Origin of the sequence: Desemzia sp. FAM 23989, from assembly GCF_045528345.1 — a bacterium.
Classification (GTDB): Bacteria; Bacillota; Bacilli; order Lactobacillales; family Carnobacteriaceae; genus Desemzia.
In genome coordinates, this window is sequence record NZ_JBGQQT010000075.1 from 1 (window position 1) to 255 (window position 255).

General features: G+C 45.5%; 1 rRNA gene. It reads right to left on the reverse strand.

The window, feature by feature from the left end:
* Nucleotides 1-255: ribosomal RNA gene (locus ACEN36_RS13120) — 23S ribosomal RNA — on the reverse strand; the annotation flags it as partial.

The window sequence follows — 255 nt, forward strand, 5'->3', positions numbered from 1 at the left end:
TTCTCTCCTCGACTACCTGTGTCGGTTTGCGGTACGGGCTGTTTGTTTCTAACTAGAAGCTTTTCTTGACAGTGTGACATCAGGAACTTCGGTACTTAATTTCCCTCCCCATCACAACTTGTCCTTAGAGAAGCAAGCATTTGACTCACTTCAAGACTTGTTGCTTGGACGTGCATATCCAGCAGCACGCATTCCTTAGCCTCCTGTGTCCCTCCATTGTTCAAACAAAACAAACAGGTACAGGAATATCAACCT